This is a genomic window from Pseudarthrobacter sp. O4 (genome assembly GCF_050157025.1).
Taxonomy (GTDB): domain Bacteria; phylum Actinomycetota; class Actinomycetes; order Actinomycetales; family Micrococcaceae; genus Arthrobacter.
In genome coordinates this window covers 2,374,580-2,394,552 of the sequence record NZ_CP189591.1, presented here as the reverse complement: position 1 = coordinate 2,394,552, position 19,973 = coordinate 2,374,580, and the positions used below count along the sequence as shown (strand labels likewise).

Below are 19,973 nucleotides of genomic sequence, written 5' to 3'. Positions count from 1 at the left end.
GTCACTGTCTCCTGTTCGGATGGCGTGGATCAGGCGTTCTGCGGGAAGCCGAGGTTGATGCCGCCGTGGCTCGGGTCCAGCCAGCGCGTGGTGACGGCCTTGCCGCGGGTGAAGAAGCTGACGCCTTCGGATCCGTGCGCGTGGGTGTCGCCAAAGAGCGAGTTCTTCCAGCCACCGAAGGAGTAGTAGGCCATCGGAACCGGGACGGGAACGTTGATGCCCACCATGCCCACCTCGACCTCGTTCTCGAAGCGGCGGGCCGCACCGCCGTCGTTGGTGAAGATGGCGGTGCCGTTGCCGTACGGGTTGGTGTTGATGGTGGCGAGCGCCTGGTCATAGCTGTCCACCCGGACGACGGAGAGGACCGGGCCGAAGATCTCGTCCTGGTAGATGGACATGTCGGTGGTGACGTGGTCGAACAGGGTGGGGCCCACGAAGAAGCCGTCACCCTCGGCGTCGGGCGCGATGTTGCGGCCGTCGACGACGAGCGTGGCACCTGCCGCTTCACCGGCGTCGACGTAGCCGGCAACCTTGTCACGGTGCTGGGAGGTGACCAGCGGACCCATGTCGCAGCCGCGCAGGCCGTCGCCGGTCCGGAGCCCCCGGGCCCGCTCGGCGATCTTGGCCACGAGCTCGTCGGCGATGTCGCCCACGGCCAGCAGCGCGGAGATGGCCATGCAGCGCTCACCGGCGGAACCGAAGCCGGCGTTGATGGCGGCGTCGGCGGCAAGGTCCAGATCGGCGTCGGGCAGCACGATCATGTGGTTCTTGGCGCCGCCGAGGGCCTGGACGCGCTTGCCGTTGGCGGTGGCGGTCTCATAGACGTACTTGGCGATCGGCGTGGAGCCCACGAACGAGACGGCCTTGATGTCCGGGTGGGTCAGCAGGGTGTCAACGGCAACCTTGTCGCCCTGGAGGACGTTAAAGACGCCGTCGGGCAGGCCGGCTTCCTTCCACAGCTCGGCCATCCAGTTGGCGGCCGTGGGGACCTTCTCGCTCGGCTTGATGATCACGGTGTTGCCGGCGGCGATGGCCAGCGGGAAGAACCACATCGGCACCATGGCGGGGAAGTTGAACGGGCTGATGATGGCAACCGGACCGAGGGCCTGGCGGATGGAGTGGACGTCCACCTTGGTGGAGGCGTTTTCCGTGTAGCTGCCCTTGATGAGGTGCGGGATGCCGCAGGCGAATTCCACGACTTCCTGGCCGCGGGTGACTTCGCCCAGGGCGTCATCCAGAACCTTGCCGTGCTCCGAGGTGATGATGGCGGCGAGCTCGTCCTTGCGGGAGTTCAGCAGCTCGCGGAAGGAGAACAGGATCTGGGTGCGGCGGGCGAGGGAGGTGTCGCGCCAGGCCGGGAACGCGGCCTTGGCGGCGGCGACGGCGGCGTTGCTGTCCTCGACGCTGGCCAGGGCGACCTGTGCGGTGACCTTGCCCGTGGCGGGGTTGGTCACGGGGGCGGTGCGCTCCCCTGCCGGGACGTAGCTGCCGTTGATCCAGTGCTCGATGGTGTTCAAAGTTTCTCCTGATTTTTCCGAAACGGGTTGGTTGCTGATGTGTTGGATCCAGTCTGTCCGCCCGGTTCCCGCACCATAAGGTGCGGTATGTAAAAGAATCAGCTTCAGCATTTACACTGTGTAAATGCTGCCAACTCTTCGCGCCATCCTTGATCTCGCGCTGCTCCGCGACGCCGCGCCGCAGATCCTGGGCGGCGCCGACGCCCTGGACACGCCCGTGCGCTGGGTGCACGTGAGCGAAATCCTGGACCTGACAGGCCTGCTCTCGGGTGGCGAACTCGTGCTGACCACTGGAATGGAGCTGGAAAAGGAACCCGGCCTCACGGCGTCGTTCATCCGCTCGCTGGAGCAGGCAGGCGCGGCGGGCCTCATCGTGGAACTCGTCGGCCGGCGGGAACGCAGCCTCGACGCCTTGCGGGCAGCGGCCCGGACTTCCGCGCTGCCGGTCATCGTGCTGGAACACCGGGTCCGGTTCGTCCAAATCACGGAGATCGTGCACCGGATGATTGTGGCCGAACAGCTGGAACGGGTGGAGCGCGCCCGCGACGTCCACGAGGCCTTCACCGTGCTGAGCCTGGAATGCGCCGGGACCCAGCAGGTGGTGGAGCAGGCGGCCACGATGATCGGCGCGCCCGTGGTCCTGGAGGACCTGCAGCACCTCGTGCTCGCCTACTCGGCGCGGCAGCTCCGGACCACCGAACTGCTGGACGACTGGGAGCGCCGATCGCGGACCACGCCTGCGCCGTCCGAGACGGGCCGCGCGGGGCCCGAGGCCTGGCTGCAGACGCCGGTCGGCGTCCAGCGGAACCTCTGGGGCCGGCTGGTGGTTCCGGTGCCGCTTGACGACGACGATGCGGCGGCCATGGTGCTGGAACGCGCCGCGCAGACACTGGCTATCAACCGGCTGGCGGAACGGGACCGGCGCGAGCTGAGCCACCAGGCGCAAGCCGGGCTCCTCAATGCCCTGCGTCAGCCCCGGGGTCTGGGAGAGGACGAGGCGCAGGCCAGGGCCGCTGCCTTGGGGCTCAGGCGGGCGCCGTACTACCTGCCGATCGTGTTCCGGAGCCGCGCAACAGCATATGGCAACCCAGCAGAGGCAACGGGGGCGGGCGCTGATCCACTGGCCGGGCAACAGGAGGAACGGGCGCTGCTGGAGCAGCTCGCCCGGGTCCTCAAATCCGTGTCAGGCAGTGCCTTGACCGCGAGCATCCGGTCCGGGTCGGTCGGCATGATCCTGGCCATCCCCGCGAAGCAACTGGAGGATCCGACGCTGCAGCGTCTCGCCGATGCCCTCGCGGGCAGCGACATGCCACCCGGCCCACCCTTCGGCGGAGGTGTGTCCGGCCCACCCTTCGGCGGAGGTGTGTCCGGCGGGTCGCCGGGGGCGTCATGGAGCATCGGCGTGGGGCACCTGAGGGGTTCCCTGCTCGAAGCGGCGGCTGGCATTGACGAAGCCACCCACGTCGCCGAAACCGCGGCGACGCTGCGGGGCGATCGGAAGCCGTTCTACCGGGCGACGGACGTCCGGCTTCGCGGGCTGCTCGCCCTGCTCCGCAAGGATCCGCGCGTGCAGCAGTTCGCGGAATCAGAACTGGAGGGTGTCCTGCAAACCGACGCCCGGGACGGCGGCGGGCACCTGGAGCTGCTGGGCCAGTACCTCGAGTCCGGTGGCAACAAAGCGGCGCTGGCCCGCACCGGCTATCTCAGCCGGCCGACGCTGTACGCGCGGCTGGCCCGCCTTGAAGAGCTCCTCGGCGTGGACCTCGACGACGCGGAATCCCGGACCTCGCTCCACGTCGCCCTTCTCCTGCATCGGCTCCGGGGCCTGTAACCGCGCGGATCCGCGCAGAATGCGAGCATTGACGAATGGCGAAGCCCTTTACCTTGACCCAGCTGCGGTATTTCGCGGTGGTGGCCGAGCTCGAAAACATGACAGCGGCAGCCGAAAGACTGCTCGTGACACAGTCCACCCTGTCCACCGCAATGGCCCAGCTTGAAGCAAGCTTGGCGACCCAGCTGTTTGTCCGGCTCAGGACACGCGGCCTGCGGCTGACACCGTCCGGCCGGCAGCTTGCCCAGGACATCAAGGTCCTCCTGGAACACGCAGATTCGCTGTACGAGTCGGCGCGGGGGCTGGCGACCAGCCTGGTCGGAGAGCTCAAGGTGGGCGTCTTTTCCCCTTTGGCGCCGTTCCGGCTGCCGGCAATCCTGCAGACCTTCGAAGTCCAGCATCCGGGGGTCGAGGTCTCCTTTCTTGAGTCCGATCTGGCGAGCCTGCAGGCGGCCCTTCTCGAGGGGCAGTGCGATGTCGCGTTGATGTACGGTCTCGGCCTGGGCCGGGGCTTCACCCACACGGTACTCGAGCGCGTGCCCCCTCATGTGCTGGTCCATGCTGAACACCCCGCGGCGTCCCGGCCCGAGCGGAGCATCGCCCTGAAGGATCTCGACGGCGAACCCTCGGTGGTGCTGGACCTTCCGCACAGCCGGGAATACTACGAGCAGCTCTATGCCATCGCCGGGGTGGTGCCCAACGTCCGGCACCGCTTCGCCGGCTATGAAACGGTGCGCTCGTTTGTGGCGAAGGGCCACGGCTACGCCATGCTCAACCAGAGACTCCACAGTGACCTGACGTATTCCGGCGGCAGGGTGGTGGCCCTGACCCTGACGGATGACTTCCCGCCGATCGAGGTGATGCTGGTCCGGCCCGAGGGAGTCCGGCCCACCCGCAGGGCACTCGCCTTTGAGGAGACCTGCATCCGTCTCTACGGTGCCGCCCGGCAGTAACCGCGGGGGACTCCCCTGGCCCATCGACGACTGCGACTCGCAATTTCGGAATATTTGGCATCGATAAAATCTATCGGTCCGCCCAAAACAATCAATTGGACAGATGTGAACCGGATCACACACAGTTGGTGCAGTGCGGTGGTGCCGGCGGGAGTCCAACGGCAAATCCCGCGCAATGACGGCCCCTGGTCGAGTCCCGAAGCGCGACAAACATGTTGATCAAAGGAGATTCAATGGTTCCGATTCACGTCCAAAGTGTCCGACTTATGTCCGGACCGTGGCTTGCCGGCAACACCGCGGCAACATCAGCAGATTTCATTTCCCGGGCCCGTAACACGGCAGGGAACTTCGGAAACACCGCGAAACTAGCGTGGCTGTCATGACGATCAACGACCTCAAGGACCAGTCACCGGTCCCCGGCACCACCCCGACGACCACGGCCCTGGACAAGGACACTTCGCGGTCCGGAACCCCCCGCATCACCAAAATGCAGAAGCGGGTCCTGGCCGGCGGCAGCATCGGCCAGTTCATCGAGTTCTACGACTTCACCCTTTACGGCCTCACCGCCGTCATCTTCTCGCAGCTGTTCTTCCCGGGCAGCAACCCCGCCACGGCCATGCTTGCCACTTTCGCCACCTTCGGCGTCGCCTTCGTGGTCCGCCCCATCGGCGGCCTGTTCTTCGGAGCTCTCGGCGACCGGATCGGCCGACGCCGGGTGCTCACCATCACGCTCATCGCCATCGGCGGCGCCACCGCGCTGATGGGGCTGCTCCCGACCTACGGCCAGATCGGCGCCTGGGCACCCGTGTTGCTGGTCCTCTGCCGGCTGATCCAGGGCTTCTCCGCCGGCGGCGAATCCGTGGGGGCGCCATCGTTCGTCTTCGAGCACGCCCCCGTCAAAAGCCGCGGGTTCTGGCTCAACATCACCATCGCCGCCACCGCGCTGCCCTCCGTCGTCGCCGGCTCGATGATCCTCATCCTGAGCCAGTCAATGCCCAACGAAACCTTCATGGCGTGGGGCTGGCGCCTGCCGTTCCTGCTGGCACTGCCGCTCGCACTGTTCGGCGTCTGGATCCGCAGCCGGACGGTGGAAAGCGACGCGTTCAACGAGGCCAAGGCGTCCCGGACCAAGGAATTCAGCCCGGTCCGCGAAGCCTTCCGCGAAAACAGGCTCCGCATGGTTCAGGTCATCTTCGTCATGGGCCTCACCGCAATGGGCTTCTACTTCCTCTCGGCCTATTTCGTCTCCTATGTCCAGACCACCGGCCACCTGAGCCGTGAGCAGTCCCTCCTGGTCAACGCCGCCGCCCTCGCCCTCTACGCCGTCCTGCTTCCCCTCGGTGGCCGGCTGGGCGACCGCTTCGGCCGCAAACCGATGCTTATTGCGGGTTCAGCCGCCCTGGCCCTGCTTTCGGTGCCGAGCTTCATGCTGGTGACCAGCGGAAGCCTCCCCCTCGCCCTCCTGGGCCAGTCCCTCTTCGTGGTGGCGCTCTGCATCTACGGCGGAGGCTGCTACACCTTCTTCGTTGAAATATTCACCACCCGCACCCGCTTCACCTCGGCGGCAATCAGCTACAACGGCGCCTACGCGCTCTTCGGCGGGACGGCACCGTTCATCGGCACCGCCCTCGTCGGCGGCACCGGGGTTCCCCACGCGCCCGGCTTCTACATGGCCGCGGCTGCCGCCGTCGTGCTCCTCCTGGTGCTGTTCACCAAGGTTCCCGAGACGCGCGGCCGCATGGGCTAAGCCCGCCGCCCCACCCTCACCACCGCAATATACAAAGGACTTCCCATGAACTCAGCAGCTTTCCTCGAAGACTTCCACCACGTGGCCACCATCGGCGCCACGCCCGACAACGGCGTCGACCGCCAGGCAGCCACCCCGGAGGATGCGCAGACACGCCACTGGTTCGCCGGGTGGGTGCGCGACGCCGGATGGGAACTCCGGGTTGACGGGATCGGCAACATGTTCGGGCTGCTGGAGTGGACGCCGGGGGCGCCATATGTGCTGATCGGATCCCACCTGGACAGCCAGCCGCTCGGCGGCCGGTTCGACGGCGCCTACGGTGTCATCGCCGCGCTGCACGCGGCGCGGCGGCTGGACGCCGAGGTTGCGGAGGGCGGGGCCGCGCCGCGGTTCAACCTGGCGGTGGTGAATTGGTTCAACGAGGAGGGCGGCCGGTTCGCTCCGAGCATCATGGGAAGTTCGGTGTTTGCGGGACTCCTGCAGCGGGAACAGATGCTGGATGTAGCGGACCTGCAGGGCATCACGGTCCGCGAGGCCTTGGAAGGCATCGGGTACCTCGGCACGTCCGCGGGTCCCGAGGCCGCCGGTTATGCCGAGATCCACATCGAGCAGGGCCGGATCCTGGAACGCGAGGGCATCTCCATCGGCCTGGTGGACAGCAGCTGGTACACCCAGAAGCTGGACATTGAGGTGCTGGGCGAACAGTCGCATACCGGAGCGACGGCCATGGCCGACCGGCACGATGCCCTGGTGGCAGCGTCCAAGATCATTCTTATGGTGCACGACGTCACGAGGGAATTCGCCGAGGAGGCCCTCGTCTCCTCCGTGGGGCAGCTGACACTCGAACCGAACTCGCCCATCGTGGTGGCCCGAAGGGTCCACCTCGTCGCGGACCTCCGCTCCGGCGATCCGGACATCGTCAAGGCGGCCCGCGCCAAACTCATCGAGGACATCGACGTGCTGGCGCGTGAGCACGACATCAAAGTCAACGTGAAGGACTTCGACATCCGGCCGATCCGCCGCTTCCCCGAAGCCGGCCTGGAACTCGCGGACAAGGTGGCAGCAGACCTGGGCCTCTCCGCGCGGCGGATCCAGACCATGGCCGGCCACGATTCCGTTGCCATGAACACCGTGGCGCCGTCCGTCATGCTGTTCATCCCCAGCGTGGACGGCGTCTCGCACTGCGAACGCGAATTCAGCACCGACGCCGACATGGTCACCGGGGTGGACATGCTCACCGGTGTGGCCCGGGAGCTCGTAGCCGGGGCCCTGGCCGAAGCTCCTTCCCTGCCGGCAGCGGCCGTGGCATGACCGAGCTGCACTACCTCGACGCCGGCACGGCGCTGCGGCTCTTCCGCTCCCGCGAGCTCTCGCCTGTGGAGCTCATGGACGCGGTGATCACCCGGACCGAGGCCGTCAACGGGGGAATCAACGCCCTGACGGAAACCCTGTTCGAGGAAGCGATGCCGGCAGCCCGGCAGGCCGCCGCCAGGTATGCGCGGGGCAGGGACCTCACACCCTTGCTGGGGCTGCCGGTAGCCGCAAAGGAAAAACACGGGCTCAAAGGCCGCACGCTCTCGCAGGGGCTCGTGGCCCGCAAGGGGGAGCTGGCGCAGGCGGACCATCCCGTCGTCGACCGGATCCGCCGCGCCGGCGGCATCATCCATGCCCGCACCACCACGCCCGAATACAGCTGCGCCACCGTCACCCACAGCCCTCTGTGGGGAGTCACGCGCAACCCCTGGAACCGGCAGTATTCCCCGGGCGGCTCCTCCGGCGGTTCCGGGGCGGCACTGGCCGCCGGGCTGGCGCCGCTCGTCACCGCCTCCGACATCGCCGGCTCCACCAGGCTGCCGGCGTCGTTCACCGGAACCGTCGGCTATAAGGCACCCTACGGAAGGATTCCCGGCCTGGCCCCGCTCTCCGCGGACCACTACCGCGGCGACGGTCCGATGGCACGGACTGTGGCGGACGCGGCCCTGCTGGCGAACGTCATGGCGGGCCGTCATCCGGGCGACCACACCTCCCTGGCCGGGGGTCCGGCGCTGTCCGTCCCGCCGGGTGCCGACGCCGCCTCGGCAGTGGCTGGCATGCGCATCGCACTGTGCATCCGGCTGGGGAACTATCCCGTCGCCGCCGACATTGAGGCCAACACGCAAGCCGTGGCCTCCGCCCTGCGTGACGCCGGAGCGGTGGTGGAGGAGATCGAGCTGCCCTGGACCACCGAGGACATCAGCCGGACAATGTTCACCCACTTCGGGTACCTCCTCGGCCCGGCCATGGAGGACGAGACCGCAGAGTCTCCCGAGCTGCTGGCCCCGTACACGCGGCGGTTCATGGCGGACGCGCGGAAAGCCGCCGCGGAAAACCGGTTCATCGACGGCGTCCGGGCGGAAACCCGCATCCAGGCCGGGCTTGCCGCGGCGATGTCCGGCTTCGACGCCCTGGTCTGCCCGGCCTCGGCAGTCGCCGCCCTGGATGCGGACGGCATGTACCTCGACGGCATCGACGCCGGCGGCGTGCGGCTCGAGCACTACTGGCAGGGGCACATGACGGCACCCTTCAACATCAACAACCGCTGCCCCGTCCTTGCCGTGCCGAGCGGCATGGCCGACTGCGGCATCCCCACGGGCGTGCAGATCGTCGGCCATCCCTTCGATGACGCCACAGTCTTCACCGTGGGCGCCGCCGTGGAGGCGGTGCGGCCCTGGTCAGGGCGCCGCCCGGACCTCCTGGTGAACAGCTAGCCGCCCGTCCCACGGCCCGCGTGGCGGGCCGTGGGAGGATTGAAGTGTGGCTCATATTGACGTTTCCAACATCGATTACTTCCTTTCCGACGGCACGCAACTGCTCAACGGCGTGACCTTCAAGGTCCCGGACGGCACCAAGACGGCGCTGATCGGGCCCAATGGAACCGGCAAGACGACGCTGTTCCGGATCATCTCCGGCGACCTCGTCCCGGACGAAGGCGTGATCGGCCGCTCGGGAAACATGGGAATCATGCGCCAGTTCGTGGGCCAGGTCCGGGACGACTCCACGGTCCGCGAGCTGCTGGTCTCGGCCGCGCCGCCAGCGCTGGCAGCCGCTGCCCGCACGGTGGATGAGGCCGAGCTGGCGATGATGGAGCACGACGACGAGCCCACCCAGATGAAGTACGCCCAGGCGATCGTGGACTGGGGCGACGCCGGCGGCTACGACGTCGAGACTGTGTGGGACGAGGTCTGCATGGCCGCGCTGGGACTCCCGTTCGACCGCGCGCAGCACCGCCCGGCGTCGAGCCTCTCCGGCGGCGAGCAGAAGCGGCTGGTGCTCGAGGCGCTCTTCGCCGGCCCGGACGAACTGCTGCTCCTCGACGAACCGGACAACTACCTCGACGTCCCAGGCAAGCGCTGGCTCGAGGCCAAGCTCAACGAGTCGAAAAAGACCGTGTTTTTCATCAGCCACGACCGCGAGCTGCTCAACAACGCCGCGGGCCGGATCGTGACGCTTGAACCGGGCATCAACGGCGCCGGCGCCTGGGTCCACGGCGGCGGTTTCGGCTCCTACGTGGACGCCCGCGCGGACCGGAACGCCCGCTTCGAGGAGCTCCGCAAGCGCTGGGATGAGGAGCACGTGAAGCTCAAGGAACTCGTCAACATGTACAAGAACAAGGCCGCGTTCCGCTCCGACATGGCCAACCGCTACCACGCCGCGCAGACCCGGCTGGCGAAGTTCCTCGAGGCCGGCCCGCCCGAGGCCCTGCCGATCGAGCAGAACGTGCAGATGCGGCTTAAAGGCGGGCGGACCGCCAAGCGGGCCATCGTGGCCGAAAAACTGGAACTGACCGGGCTCATGCAGCCGTTCTCCACCGAGGTGTGGTTCGGCGACCGCGTCGGCGTCCTGGGCTCCAACGGATCCGGCAAGAGCCACTTCCTGCGCCTGCTTGCCACCGGCGGCACCGACCCGGAACGCGAGCACCTGCCGGTGTCTGACGTCGAGATCGCCGAAGTCCCGCACGAGGGCACCGTGAAACTCGGCGCCCGGATCCGGCCCGGCTTCTTCGCGCAGACCCACGTCCGCCCCGACCTGCTGGGCAAGACCCTGCTGGAAATCCTGCACAGGGGCGACGAACACCGCTCCGGGATGGGCCGCGAAGCCGCCGCCGGGGCGCTGGACGGCTATGGACTGGCGGCGCAGTCGGAGCAGAAGTACGAGTCCCTCTCCGGCGGCCAGCAGGCGCGGTTCCAGATTCTGCTGCTGCAGCTCTCCGGCGCCACCCTGCTGCTGCTCGATGAACCCACGGACAACCTCGACCTGCACTCCGCCGAGGCGCTGGAACGGGCGATCGACCACTTCGAGGGCACTGTCCTCGCCGTCACCCACGACCGGTGGTTCGCCCGGACCTTCGACCGCTTCCTGGTCTTCGGCTCCGACGGAAAGGTCTACGAGTCAGCCGAACCGGTCTGGGACGAAAAACGCGTCGAGCGCGCCCGCTAGGTCACCTGAAGGTCCTGCGCTTCGTCTCGGTGCCGTCCGGGCGTAGCTGCTGACCCATTCGCCGTCGAAATGCCCGCACCGGCAGCCGGCCTGCCTTGACCTGCGCACAAGATGATTAAATGATCACAAAGCGTTAGCATTTGAGCATGAGTACTGATGAGCGGCACCGCCTGATCGGCGAACTGCTGCGCAGCCGGGAGCAAGTGACGGTGGACGAACTGATGGCCGCCTGCGGCGCCTCCGGCGCCACCATCCGGCGCGACCTCGACGTCCTGGCCCTGCACGGCGTGCTGCGGAGGGTCCACGGCGGAGCCAGGAGCCTGCTGTTCGGCGGCGAGAACCCGGAATACGGACAACGCGAGCTGGAAGATCACACCGTCAAGGTGCGGATTGCCGCGGGGGTTGCGGCACTGCTCAAGGACCGCGGCCACGTCTGGCTGGACAGCGGCACCACGGCCACGGAAATCGCCCGCCAGCTGCAGCAGCGCGAGATGACGATCATGCCGATGTCCTTGCGCGCGGTCAGCGCGCTGACCGCGGATTCCCCGGCCGGACGCCGCCCCGAGCTGTTGCTGCCGGGCGGAAGCCTGGTGCCCGGCGAGCAGTCCTTCCGCGGACCCATGGCGGAAGCCAATATCCGCTCGCTGCGCTTCGACACGGCCGTGGTCACCCCCTGCGCGGTGAACTTCCAGGACGGGCTGCTGGCCCACGATCTCGACGACGCCGCCGTGAAGCGCGCCGGACTTGAATCCGCGGCCCGGGTGATCGTCGCCTGTGCCGGCTCCAAATGGAACGCCAGTGCCGTGGCCCTCGTCGCGCCGCTCGATGCCGTGGACGCCATTGTCACGGACAAGGCGTTCAGCCCCGAAGAACTCGCCCGACTTGCCCAACACTCGGTGGAAGCAGTGATCGTATGACCCAAACCGCAACCCGCCCGCAGCTCAAGGCCGCGGCCGCCGCCACATTCCTGATTTTCGGCATCAACGGACTCGTGTTCGCCAGCTGGGCCGCCCGCATTCCCGCGGTCACGGAGATCCTGCACATCACCTCCGGGCAGATGGGGACACTGCTGCTGTGCGTGGCGGTCGGTTCGCTGATCGCCCTGCCCACCGCCGGCCACGTGGTCGGCAGGATCGGGACGGCGAACACCGTCCGCGCCGCAGGGCTCCTGGCCGCGGCCGCCGGAGTCGGCATCGCGCTGTCGCTGGCAGCCGAAGCCGTCCCGGGGACCGCGATCTCGCTGTTTTTCTTCGGCATCGGCATCGGGCTGTGGGATGTATCGCAGAACATTGAAGGGGCCGACGTCGAGCACAAGCTGGGCCGCACGATCATGCCGCAGTTCCACGCCGCCTTCAGTGGCGGCGCCTTCGTCGGCGCCCTGATCGGCGCGGGGCTGTCCAACATCGGCGTCGGGCTTCCGGCTCACCTGCTGGTGATCGTTGCCGTCGTGGCGGCGGCAACCCTGCTGGCGCCGAAGTACTTCCTCGAGCATGTTCCGGCGGCCGAACCGCTGGCCGGGGAAGCCAAGCCCCGGGCCGCGAGTGCCTGGCGGGATGGCCGCACCCTGCTGATCGGCGTCGTGGTCCTCGGCGCCACGCTCACCGAAGGCGCGGGCAACGACTGGATCGCCAAGGCCGCGGTGGACGGGCTCGGCGCCACCGAGTCCACCGGCGCCCTGCTGTTTGCCGCGTTTGTCCTGGCCATGACCGCCATGCGCTTCTTCGGCGGCCGGGCCATCGATGCATACGGCCGGGTGGCCGTGCTCCGGGCCAGCATGGCCGCGGCGGCCCTGGGGCTGGGACTCTTCGTGTTTGCCGGCGATATCTGGCTCGCCACGGCCGGCGCCGCGCTGTGGGGCACCGGGGCGGCCCTCGCGTTCCCGGTCGGAATGTCCGCGGCTGCGGATGATCCCAAGCACGCCGCCGCCCGGGTCTCGGTGGTGTCCACCCTGGGCTACATCGCCTTCCTCGCCGGACCTCCGTTGCTGGGCTACCTGGGCGACGTGACCGGCATCAGGATGGCCCTGCTGGCGATCGGGATCCCGATTCTGGGTGCGCTTCTGCTCGCCGGCGCCGCGAAGCCCCTGCGCGCCAGGTGAGCAGTAGGGTGGTCAGATGCGAAGCATGCTGAGGAAAGCGCCGGGGCGGCTGGCGAGGTTCGACCGTAAACTGGTGCGGGCTGTGTCAGCCCTCCCGGGAGGTGGCCATGACGAGTTCTTCCGGCAGTTGTCCGCCGCGGCGAACAAGGGAAAGCTGTGGTTCGGCATCGCCGCCGTGATGGCGCTGTTTCCCGGAAGGACCCGGCGCGCCGCCCTTCACGGCGTGCTGGCGCAGGGCGTGGCGTCCGGCATCACCAACCTGGGCTTCAAGACCCTTCTGCCGCGGGCCCGGCCGCTTCCCGAGCATCTTCCGGCGTTCCGGTTTGTCCACCCCCAGCCCACCAGTTCCTCCATGCCCTCGGGCCACTCCGCCTCGGCCGTGGCCTTCGCACTCGGTGTGGGACTGGTCCGCCCGGCGCTCGGCGCCGCACTGGCCCCCGTCGCGGCCGGAGTGGCTTACTCCCGGGTCCACACGGGAGCGCACTGGCCATCGGATGTCCTCTTCGGCTCGGCCATCGGCGCTGGAGCAGCCCTGGCCGCGAGGAAGTGGTGGCCGGTCCGGCCACCCTTCCCGGAGACCCGTCGCACACCGGTGAAAGCCGCGGAACTGCCCCAGGGGCGTGGCCTCGGGATCGCCGTGAACACGCTCGGGGGCTCCTATTCCACGGAGACCGCCGCCGCCCTCCAGAATGTATTCCCGGAGGCGTACATAAAGGAAATCGGCCAGAACGAGGACGTCGCCGCAGAAATCACAGCGGTGGCCAGCCGCCCCGGGATCGTGGCGCTGGGCATCTGGGGCGGCGACGGAACGATCGGCACGGCGGCCGCGGTCGCCGTCGAACGTTCCCTCCCGCTGCTGGTACTGCCTGGCGGAACTCTCAATCACTTTGCCCGGGACGCCGGTACGCCGGCACTGGAGGACGCCGTCAAAGCAGCCACCCGGGGCGAGGCCGCAGCGGCCGACGTCGGCCAGGTGGCCGTTGAGCGCGGGCTTTCCGACAGCCCAGAGCGGCTGCAGCTCAGCATGCTGAACACGGCCAGCATCGGGCTCTACCCCAACCTGGTCCGCCGCCGGGAACATCTGCAGCCGGCGCTGGGGAAGCCCCTCGCCGGTGTCGTCGCCATGTTCCGGACCTTCGCCGCGGGGACCCCGACCACGCTGATCGTGGACGGGGTGCGGCACAAGCTCTGGATCCTCTACATCGGCCGCGGCCGGTACTACCCCCGCGACCACGCCCCGATCGTGCGGCCAGTGCTGGACGACGGCGTCTTCGACCTGCGGATGATCACCGCCGACGAGTCGTTCGCGCGGCTGCGCCTGCTGTGGGCGGTGCTGACGGGAACCGTGGCCTCGTCCCGGATCACGCATCTGAGCGAAAGCAGCCGGATCCGGGTCGAAGCAGCGGACACGAACTTGGTAATGGCGGTCGACGGCGAAGTCATGCCGGCCGTCCGTGCCGTCGAATTCTCGGTGCAGCCGGCCGTGCTGACGTACTACTCGCCCGCGCCCTGAGCGGCATGCCCCCTGAGCCGCCGTCATCCTCCCGGACTACCCTGATTCGACCCTGAATCATCCCTGAGACCGGCGAAATCCCGTGTCCTCGTCGGTAGCGTGGTGTGTGCACCCGGACCTGGAATGAACGCCCGGTCCTGACAACACCCGCTACCAAAGGAACGCTTCCATGATCGAAGCACGAGGCCTGACCAAGGTTTACGGCGAAAAGACCGCCGTCGCCGGTGTCAATTTCACTGTCGAAGCCGGCCGGGTCACCGGCTTCCTTGGCCCCAACGGGGCCGGTAAATCCACCACCATGCGCATGATCATGGGACTGGACCGGCCGACGTCGGGCACCGTCACCGTCAACGGCGCCCCGTTCGCCCGTCACGCCGCGCCGCTGCGCGCCGTCGGCGCGCTGCTCGACGCCAAAGCCGTGCACACCAGCCGCTCGGCCTACAACCACCTCCTCGCGATGGCGGCCACGCACAGCATCGCCAGGAAGCGCGTGCACGAAGTCATCGAGATGACCGGACTGGCCGACGTCGCCAAAAAGAAGGTCGGCGGCTTCTCGCTCGGCATGGGCCAGCGGCTCGGCATCGCCGCGGCGCTGCTCGGCGACCCGCAGACCATCATCCTGGACGAGCCGGTCAACGGCCTGGACCCGGAGGGGGTGGTGTGGGTCCGCAACCTGGTCAAGTACCTGGCCTCGGAGGGCCGCACCGTGTTCCTCTCCAGCCACCTGATGAGTGAAATGGCCGTCACCGCCGACCATCTGATCGTGATCGGCCGCGGCCGGATCATCGCCGACGCCCCGATCCAGGAGATCATCACCGGCAAGGGCCAGAGCCGCACCCGGGTCCGCACCGACCAGCCGGAGCAGCTGATGCACCTGCTGGCCGGCGCCGGCGTGTCCGTGGAGCTGAAAGAAAACGAACTGCTGGAGGTCAAGGGCCTTGATCCGCGGCAGATCGCCCGCGCCGCGCTCGACAGCCACGTCATGATCTACGAACTCACCCCGCTTCAGGCCAGCCTCGAGGAGGCCTACATGGAACTGACCAAGGATGAGGTCGAATACCACTCGCTGATCACCACGGGCGCACCCGCCCCCGTCACGTCCGGAGGCAACTAAGCCATGAGCTCAACCACCCTCGAACCCACTCCCGCCCCCCGTGGCGCCCACGCCGGAACCGGCGCTGGCGACGCCCCTGCCGGCAAGCTGTCCGGCAACGGCACGAGCACCGGTCCCGGCCCGTCCTTCCTCCGGGTGCTGAACTCCGAATTCATCAAGTTCCGCACCCTGCTGTCCACCCTGATCCTGCTCGGCTCCACCGTCCTCGTGGTGGTGGGCTTTGGTGCCCTCTCCGCGTGGGGTACCGGACAGTTCGCCCAAGCCGCGGCGACGGACCCGCAGGCGGCCGGCGCGTTCGCCGCCCAGGGCGGGGATCTCGCCGTCGGAGTCCCCACCTCCGGCATCGCCTTCGCCCAGCTGATCCTTGGCTCGCTCGGCGTGCTGCTGATGAGCTCGGAGTTCACCACCGGCATGGCCCGCTCCACGTTCGCGGCCGTGCCCCGGCGGACGCCCGCATTTGTCGCCAAGCTGCTCGTGGTCATGGTGACCGCCTTCGTCCTGACCGCCGTCTCGGTGTTCCTCGCCGGCCTGGTGTCCCTGCCGATCCTGGGCAACTACGACCTCAAGCTGGACCTCGGCAGCTCCCAGTCGGTCAAGCTCCTGCTGGTCAACAGCCTCTATGTCGCAGCCGTGGCCGCGATCGGCATGTCCCTCGGCGCCCTGATCCGCAACTCCGCCGGCGGCATCATGAGCCTGGTGGGACTGTTCTTCGTGGCCCCGATCGCGTTCCAGCTGATTCCGGGTGACTTCTTCGTGGAGGCCCGGAAGTACCTCCCCGGCAACACCGTGGAGCCGCTGACGGCCGTGCAGCACGTCCCGGACACCCTCGAAGCCTGGCAGGCCGCCATGGTGTTGGGCGCCTGGGTGGTCATCCCGGTGGTGCTCGCCGGGGTCCTGCTCAAGAAACGGGACGTCTAGGCGGGCCATCAGACCCACCGTCTAGGCTCAGAGCATGACCGATGCAGTACCCGTGAAGGATGCGCCAGCCGGCCAGGCTGACGCGTCCTTCGCCGAAATTACCGCCCGCCGGCGCGGCCGGCTCCGGCGTTACCTGTTCCAGCACCCCCGCATCATGGACGCCGTCGTGGTGCTTTGCTACCTGGTCCTCGTCACGCCCACCGCGGTGGAATCCGTGACCGACGGCGTCTGGCCGGCCGCCGTGCTGCTCGCGGCGACGGCCGCGGCCCTGGTCTTCCGGCGGACCCACCCGGTGCCGGTCGTGGTGGCGGTGGCGGTGCTGGAGGTGGCTGTCACCCTGCTGCACCCCTGGGGCTCCAACGTCTCCGCCGGGCTGTGGTTCTCGCTGTACTCGGTGGCCGTCGTCCGCAGCCGGCGCTTCGCCTTCATCACTCTGGCCGCGGCCACGGCCCCGCTGGCACTCCTGTACTTCTTCATGGCGGTGGGCCCGCTGGACGGCCGCCTCCCGGACACGGCCGTCAGCTCGCCGAAGAACTTCCAGCTCGTCACGAGCATCGCGGCCGGGATCAGCATCACGCTGTCCAACGTCATTGCGACCGGAATCGGCATCTCGGTCCGGCAGCGGCGTGAGCACGAGCACGAGATCGCCGCCTGGGCCGCGCGGACCGCACAGCTCGGTTCCGTCAACGAGCGCAACCGCATCGCCCGGGAAATGCACGACGTGGTGGCGCATTCGCTCACGGTCATGATCAGTCTCTCGGACGGGGCCGCCGTCGTGGTCCGGAAGGACCCGGACCGGGCCGCCGACGTCCTCGGCGAACTGTCCCGCACGGGGCGCACCGCACTGGCGGACATGCGCCGCGTCCTCGGGGTGTTGCGCGACGACTCGGCCGCGGGAAAGGCTCCGCGCGAGCCGCTCGTGGCTGGCGACAACCTGGCCAAGCTGCTGGAAGGATTCCGCACCGCGGGCCTGCCGCTGCACTACACCCACACCGGCCCGTCGCTGCCGGAGGACGCGGCGTTCCAGCTGACCGTGTACCGGATCGTGCAGGAATCCCTGACCAATGTGCTGCGCTACGGCCGCTCGCTGGGACGCGTGGATGTGGAGATTGTGCGCGACGGCGGCACCGTCAGCATTGACGTGCTCGACGACGGGAAGGGGACCGTGGAGTCCGGCGCGTTCGTGGGCACCGGCCAGGGTCTGGCCGGAATGCGGGAGCGGACCCGCATCTACGCAGGCAGCGTGGAGGCCGGGCGCACCCTCGACGGCGGCTGGCGCGTGCATGCCGTCCTGAACTGCAACGGCGGCAACGGGAATTGACACAAAGGAAAATGATGAGCGAAACTTCACCGATCCGCATCCTGCTGGTCGATGACCAGCCGCTCCTCCGGATGGGCTTCCGCCTGATCCTGGAGGGCGAGGATGACCTGCGCATCGTGGGAGAGGCATCCGACGGCGCCGAGGCGGTGCGCCAGGTCCGGGAACTCAGCCCCGACGTCGTGCTGATGGACGTGCGGATGCCGGTGCTGGACGGGATCGAGGCGACGCGGGCCGTCACGGCGTCCGGGTCCTGCGCGAAAATCATCATCCTGACCACCTTCGACCTGGACGAGTACGCCTTCGCGGGGCTGCAGGCAGGGGCTTCTGCGTTCCTGCTCAAGGACGTGGCCCCTGCCGAACTGATCAGCGCCGTCCGGGTGGTGGCGAGCGGCGACGCCGTGGTGGCACCGCGGATCACCCAGCGGCTCCTCGAGACCTACGTCCGGGGATTCGGATCCGGGGCGGGCGGAGCCGCCAGGGTTTCCGGCGGTCCGGGCAGCCAGGCCGCGGCGGGAGCCGGTGCGCGCCCGGCGAAGGACCCGCTGCTGGATGACCTCACGCCGCGTGAGACGGAAATGCTCGGGGCGATGGCCGAGGGGCTCTCCAACGCGGAGATCGCGCACCGGTACTTCCTCTCCGAAGCCACTGTCAAGACCCATGTGCGCCGGATCCTGACCAAACTCCACATCCGCGACAGGGTGCAGGCCGTGGTCTACGCCTATGAAACCGGCCTCGTGGTTCCGAGCAACCCGGACTACTGACGCCAGGAGCCTGAAACAGTGGTTTCAGGCACATTCCGGATTTGCCTGTGAGGAAACTTTAATTGCCTGATGCGCCTCCATGTTGGAGTCCCGCCCGGTTTGCCCAGCGTAAACTGTGGGATTGCACAGAACAGGCGGGGGACGGCCCGGTCTAGGGTGAAACGACACTGTGGTCCGCCGCACATCATGCCAGGCATGACGGACGGGCCGACACCCCCACGAAGGACGTCGCTTAATGCAGGCTGACCAGCAACTCTCGAAATCCCTTAAACCCAGGCATCTGTCCATGATCGCCATCGCCGGCGTGATCGGCGCCGGACTCTTTGTGGGTTCCGGCGCCGCCATCCAGCAGGCCGGTCCCGGCATCCTCCTTGCCTACACGGCGGCGGGTCTCGTCGTCATCCTGGTCATGCGCATGCTCGGCGAAATGGCCGCGGCCAACCCGGAAACCGGCTCCTTCTCGACGTACGCGGACAAGGCCCTGGGCCGCTGGGCGGGCTTCAGCATCGGCTGGCTCTATGCCTGGTTCTGGATCATCGTGCTCGGCATCGAGGCCACGGCAGGGGCGGCCATCATGCACCGCTGGGTGCCGGGCATCGACCAGTGGGTCTGGGCCCTCATCCTGATGGTGCTGCTCACGCTCACCAACCTGGGGTCCGTGAAGTCCTATGGCGAGTTCGAATTCTGGTTCGCCTCCATCAAGGTTGCCGCGATCGCGCTGTTCCTGCTCTTCGGCGCCGCGGCGATCCTCGGCCTGGTCCCCGGTGTCCCCGCCCCGGGACTGAGCAACCTGATCGACAACGGCGGGTTCCTGCCCAACGGTCCGGGAGCTGTCCTGGCGGGCATCCTCGTGGTGGTGTTCTCCTTCTTCGGCGCCGAAATCGCCACCATTGCCGCCGGTGAATCCGAGAACCCGGTCGATGCCGTGAAGAAGGCCGTGAAGTCCACCGTCTGGCGCATCCTGGTGTTCTACATCGGCTCCATCGCCATCGTGGTCACCCTGCTGCCCTGGAACTCCGCCTCCGTGGCCAAGAGCCCCTATGTCGCCGTGATTGAGCTCTTCGGCATCCCCGGCGCCGGCACCATCATGGACATCGTGGTGCTGACCTCCGTGCTGTCCTGCCTGAACTCCGGCCTGTACACGGCCAGCCGCATGCTCTTCTCGCTCTCCCGCCGCGGCGACGCCCCCAAGTCCTGGATGCGCATCTCGAACCGCGGTGTCCCGGCCGCTGCGGTCCTGGCCTCCACGGTGGTCGGCTTCATCACCGTCGGCCTGAACTACATAGCCCCGGACACTGTGTTCCTTTTCCTGGTCAACACCTCCGGCGCCATCGCACTGTTCGTCTGGCTCGTCATTGCCAGCTCACAGCTGATCCTGCGCCGCCGGATGGGCGCGGCTGCCAAGGACCTCCAGCTGAAAATGTGGCTCTTTCCGTACCTGACCTGGGTGGCCATCGTCAGCATCGTCGCCCTGCTGATCGGCATGGTGATCCTGGAATCGACCCGGGAGTCGCTGCTGCTCTCGCTCGCCCTCGCGGCCGTCGTCGTCGGGATTGGCCTCTGGCGGTACCGGACGGGCGGCGGGAAGTCCGCCGTCCACCCCGGGGAAGAAGTGGCCGCCGAGGAAGCCAGCGTCGGCGCCGGCACGGGGTCGTAGGCGCCCGGCCCCTCTGCACTGCACCCCCGGACATGCCCAGCCCTCGATACCAGGGATGGACATAATG

Annotated in this window: 15 protein-coding genes; 14 read left to right on the top strand and 1 reads right to left on the bottom strand. The window is 68.1% G+C overall.

The genetic code is table 11. From position 1 onward, the window contains the following. Positions 1–29: 29 nt before the first annotated feature. Complete coding sequence (locus tag ACQCSU_RS11060; RefSeq protein ID WP_426975298.1) at positions 30–1,517, bottom strand: CoA-acylating methylmalonate-semialdehyde dehydrogenase; 1,488 nt, start codon at positions 1,515–1,517, stop codon at positions 30–32. Positions 1,518–1,641: 124 nt separating this feature from the next. Between ACQCSU_RS11060 and ACQCSU_RS11055 the strand changes: the two genes are divergently transcribed. The 14 genes from ACQCSU_RS11055 to ACQCSU_RS10990 all read left to right on the top strand — a co-directional run bounded on the left by ACQCSU_RS11055 (position 1,642) and on the right by ACQCSU_RS10990 (position 19,906). After that, a complete protein-coding gene (locus tag ACQCSU_RS11055; protein WP_426975296.1) occupies positions 1,642–3,348 on the top strand; it encodes a PucR family transcriptional regulator in 1,707 nt (568 codons plus the stop codon). Positions 3,349–3,383: 35 nt separating this feature from the next. Then, a complete protein-coding gene (locus tag ACQCSU_RS11050; RefSeq protein ID WP_426975295.1) occupies positions 3,384–4,301 on the top strand; it encodes a LysR substrate-binding domain-containing protein in 918 nt (305 codons plus the stop codon). Positions 4,302–4,680: 379 nt separating this feature from the next. Then, positions 4,681–6,048, top strand: a complete 1,368-nt coding sequence (locus ACQCSU_RS11045; protein ID WP_426975294.1) for an MFS transporter — start codon at positions 4,681–4,683, stop codon at positions 6,046–6,048. Between the two features lie 45 nt (positions 6,049–6,093). Then, the gene (locus ACQCSU_RS11040; RefSeq protein WP_426975293.1) at positions 6,094–7,359 is read left to right on the top strand and encodes a M20 family metallo-hydrolase; all 1,266 of its coding nucleotides are present in this window, start codon (positions 6,094–6,096) and stop codon (positions 7,357–7,359) included. Beyond that, the gene (locus ACQCSU_RS11035) at positions 7,356–8,795 is read left to right on the top strand and encodes an amidase (protein WP_426975292.1); all 1,440 of its coding nucleotides are present in this window, start codon (positions 7,356–7,358) and stop codon (positions 8,793–8,795) included. The genes ACQCSU_RS11040 and ACQCSU_RS11035 overlap by 4 nt, the downstream gene beginning before the upstream one ends. A gap of 46 nt (positions 8,796–8,841) precedes the next feature. Beyond that, entirely contained in the window at positions 8,842–10,524 is a 1,683-nt protein-coding gene (locus ACQCSU_RS11030) for an ABC-F family ATP-binding cassette domain-containing protein (RefSeq protein WP_426975291.1), read from the top strand. A 146-nt stretch (positions 10,525–10,670) separates the two neighbouring features. Continuing rightward, positions 10,671–11,441, top strand: a complete 771-nt coding sequence (locus tag ACQCSU_RS11025) for a DeoR/GlpR family DNA-binding transcription regulator (RefSeq protein WP_426975290.1) — start codon at positions 10,671–10,673, stop codon at positions 11,439–11,441. After that, a complete protein-coding gene (locus ACQCSU_RS11020; protein WP_426975288.1) occupies positions 11,438–12,622 on the top strand; it encodes an MFS transporter in 1,185 nt (394 codons plus the stop codon). Before ACQCSU_RS11025 ends, ACQCSU_RS11020 begins: the two co-directional genes overlap by 4 nt. Positions 12,623–12,638: 16 nt before the next feature. Continuing rightward, a complete protein-coding gene (locus ACQCSU_RS11015) occupies positions 12,639–14,135 on the top strand; it encodes a bifunctional phosphatase PAP2/diacylglycerol kinase family protein (RefSeq protein WP_426975287.1) in 1,497 nt (498 codons plus the stop codon). 169 nt (positions 14,136–14,304) lie between these two features. Further along, positions 14,305–15,249: an ABC transporter ATP-binding protein gene (locus ACQCSU_RS11010; RefSeq protein ID WP_426975286.1), complete on the top strand. Its 945-nt coding sequence runs from the start codon at positions 14,305–14,307 to the stop codon at positions 15,247–15,249. A gap of 3 nt (positions 15,250–15,252) precedes the next feature. After that, positions 15,253–16,167, top strand: a complete 915-nt coding sequence (locus ACQCSU_RS11005) for an ABC transporter permease (protein WP_426975285.1) — start codon at positions 15,253–15,255, stop codon at positions 16,165–16,167. Between the two features lie 34 nt (positions 16,168–16,201). After that, the gene (locus ACQCSU_RS11000) at positions 16,202–17,488 is read left to right on the top strand and encodes a sensor histidine kinase (protein WP_426975284.1); all 1,287 of its coding nucleotides are present in this window, start codon (positions 16,202–16,204) and stop codon (positions 17,486–17,488) included. A gap of 14 nt (positions 17,489–17,502) precedes the next feature. After that, a complete protein-coding gene (locus tag ACQCSU_RS10995) occupies positions 17,503–18,249 on the top strand; it encodes a response regulator (RefSeq protein WP_426975283.1) in 747 nt (248 codons plus the stop codon). Positions 18,250–18,484: 235 nt separating this feature from the next. Beyond that, entirely contained in the window at positions 18,485–19,906 is a 1,422-nt protein-coding gene (locus ACQCSU_RS10990) for an amino acid permease (RefSeq protein WP_426975282.1), read from the top strand. Positions 19,907–19,973 lie beyond the last annotated feature (67 nt).